Source organism: Pedobacter sp. 10L46_2, from assembly GCF_056395165.1.
In genome coordinates this window covers 1-3,309 of record NZ_JBFTIZ010000394.1, presented here as the reverse complement: position 1 = coordinate 3,309, position 3,309 = coordinate 1, and the positions used below count along the sequence as shown (strand labels likewise).

Annotated in this window: 2 protein-coding genes; both read left to right on the top strand. The window is 39.3% G+C overall.

The window, feature by feature from the left end:
- The coding region (locus AC1DDX_RS25640) for a SusC/RagA family TonB-linked outer membrane protein (protein WP_477622843.1) at positions 1–2,782 on the top strand (2,782 nt) is incomplete at its 5' end.
- Positions 2,783–2,793: 11 nt separating this feature from the next.
- A partial coding sequence (locus tag AC1DDX_RS25635; RefSeq protein WP_477622842.1) for a RagB/SusD family nutrient uptake outer membrane protein occupies positions 2,794–3,309 on the top strand: 516 nt, incomplete at its 3' end.

The following is a 3,309-nucleotide window of genomic DNA, read 5'->3' as shown; positions in this document are numbered from 1 at the left end:
ATCCTCAAGCGGTTTAAATGAGGTTGTGGTAATTGGATACGGTACTGTAAAAAAATCTGACCTTACGGGTGCTGTAGTTACAGTTAAAGGCGAGCAACTGATGGATAAACCTGTGGCTAATATATCTCAGGCTTTGCAGGGTAAAGTTACCGGTGTAGAGGTTAGTATTAACAGTGCTGCTCCGGGTGCGGCCGCAAAGGTAAGGGTAAGGGGTATTGGCTCAATTAACTCCAACATAGATCCATTGTATGTAATTGATGGGGTAGTTGGCGTAGATCCAAACTCTGTTAACCCTTTGGATGTAGCTTCGGTTGAGGTACTAAAAGACGCTTCATCAACAGCTATTTATGGATCAAGAGGTGCAAATGGTGTAATTATGATTACCACAAAACGTGGGAAAAAGGGTGATGCCACTGTTTCTTATGAAAACAATATGAACATAAGTGAGCTATACAGGCATTTACCTACATTAAATTCTGAACAGTTTGTGAAAATATACAACGAGTCTTTTGCAAATGGTCAAAAGTTTGATCCCGCTGGCGCAGTTTGGGCACCTCCGGTAGAACTAAATCATGCTAATTTTCCATTACTTTTTGATACGAACGATAAACCAATTTATGATACAAACTGGGAAAAAGAAACTTATAAACCTGCTTTTTCGCAAAGTCACCAGTTGAATATCCAGGGTGGTAACGAAAAATCAGTTTACAGTTTGTCTTTAGGTTACCTGGATCAGAATGGTTTGGCGCCAACCTCAGCGTTTAAACGCTATTCTGTAAAAATGACAATGGATAATGATGTTAAAGACTGGCTCAAAATAGGTGGAAACATAAACCTGATCAGAAGTTCCCAGCGTTTAGTAACCGACGGAAATGGTAGCTTAAACGTTCCCAGGGCAGTAACAGAAGAAGTGCCTATTGTTCCGGTAAAATATCCGGATGGATCATGGGCAGGAAATTTTGATATTGCCGGACTAGAAGGTGCTCCAAATCCTGTTCACATTGCTAACGAAAGATATACCATCAATAACAATATGCAGATGCTTGGCGATGTATATGCGGTATTACATCTTACCAAAGATCTTGATTTTAAAACTGACTTTGGATATAACCTAAGTGGACAGAAGAATAACTTTTATTCTTCTTTAAATTTACCTCACTTATCGCAGGATCAGGGAGGGGTAGCCAATATTAATTCATACCTAAACTATTACTGGCAAACAGAAAACTACTTAACCTGGAACAAGCAGATAAACGACAAACAAAAATTAACCGCATTACTTGGGGTATCTTTTCAAAGAACCGGTTATGAAAGAGTCCGTTCAGAAACGCAATCATTTATTGATGATATTTTCCAATGGCATTATCAACAAGCCGGCTCGGTTAAAAGTGCCAACGAATCTCAAGATGATCAGTCGTCCCTTGCTTCTTTCTACGCTCGTCTTACCTATAATATAGACGAGAAATATTTGTTTACTGCAACAGGTCGTTATGATGGGTCTTCCAGGTTTGGAAAGAACAATAAATATGCATTCTTCCCGTCTGTAGGTGCTGCGTGGCGTATTTCGCAGGAAGATTTTTTAAAGGATAACAAGTCAATTTCTAATTTGAAAATACGGGCAAGTTATGGTACATCTGGTAACCAGGAAATAGGGCAGGCGCGTTCTCTTGCACAAATTCAACCAAATACAACTGTTTTGAATGGTGCAGCTCAGTCTACATTGCTCCCTAGTTATATTGGTAACCCAGATTTAAAATGGGAAAGATCAATACAAGCAGATGGAGGATTGGAGTTAGGGCTATTTGAGGATCGTGTTAATCTTACTGCTGATTATTACAACAGAGTAACCAAAGACCTTTTACTTCAAACACCAATCCCATGGTCGGCCGGCGAGGTAAATGCCAACGTTTACAAAAACGTAGGTTCAGTAAGGAATTCAGGAATTGAGTTAAGCTTAAATACAGTCAATGTTAAAAATGAAGATTTTGAGTGGTCAACAACCTTCCTGTTTTCAAGCAATAAAAACAAAGTACTGAAACTGAATGATGGCAACGCCGATATCTTCCCTGGACCAAACTTCCTGGGCGAAAATTTCGTGATCAGAGTAGGTGAGCCCATCGGATCTTTTTATGGAATGACCMGTCTTGGAACGTATAGCGATTCTGAAAGCGCTGAAGCCGCGGCACATAATTTAAAACCTGGGGATAGAAAATACATTTACAACCCAGATGGTAGTAATTATTACAGCATCATTGGCCAGGCTTATCCAAAATGGACCGGAAATTTCAGTAGTAATTTTAAATATAAAAACTGGGATTTTGCATTTGATATCCGCTTTGTTCAAGGTGTAAATACTGCTGCTAACTTTAAACACTCGGTTGAAGACAGGCAAACACTTTCAAATAGTCTGGCAACTGTGTTAAATGCATGGACTCCAACAAATCAGAACACCTCTGTTTCTCAGGTTCGTAATTACAGATTTGCTCAGGATTCTCATTTTGATACCTGGTGGGTAGAAGATGGTTCATTTATACGTGGCCAGAACTTTATGTTAGGCTTTAGTTTGCCTTCGGCTACAGTAAGTAAATTACATCTTAGTCGCTTGCGCGTTTATGCCAGTGTTCAGAACTTATTTCTCATAACAAAATATACCGGATATGACCCTGAGGTAGATACGTTTAATTCTGGTTACGGTTCTAACTCAGCATTTTCTCAAAATTTGGATTTCTTTTCTAATCCTCGTCCGCGTGTATGGAATCTTGGTTTACAGGCATCATTCTAAAATTTACTCATATGAAAACGATAAAAAATATAATATTGGTAGCATGTATATTACTTACGTGCTCTTGCAAAAAGTTTCTGGAAGAAAAACCCACTTATTTTCTGACACCAGAATCTGACTTGTCAAGCGAAAAAGTGGCCAGAGGGTTTGCAAATGCAGGTTATCAAAATTTGCAGGGCTTATTAGCAGGCCAACCTTCATCTTATGGAGGTAATACCTGGAATCTAATGGAGTTTGTAACCGGTAAAGCAAATAGCGATCTGGGCCAAACGGGCTTCGTTAATTTTTCTAATTTATCTTACAATGCAACCTCATTTTATTTCGACACATGGTGGAGACAGCTTTACCTTGGTATTGGTGCGTGTAATCTGGCTATTCAAAAAATACCAGCCATTAATGCTACAGGCCTAACAGATGAGGAGAAAACCAACATGCTGGCCGAAGTACGTACGTTAAGGGCATTGTATTATTTTTATTTGGTACGTATGTACGGTGCTGTTCCAAAGGTGACCGAAACACCTAAGGAC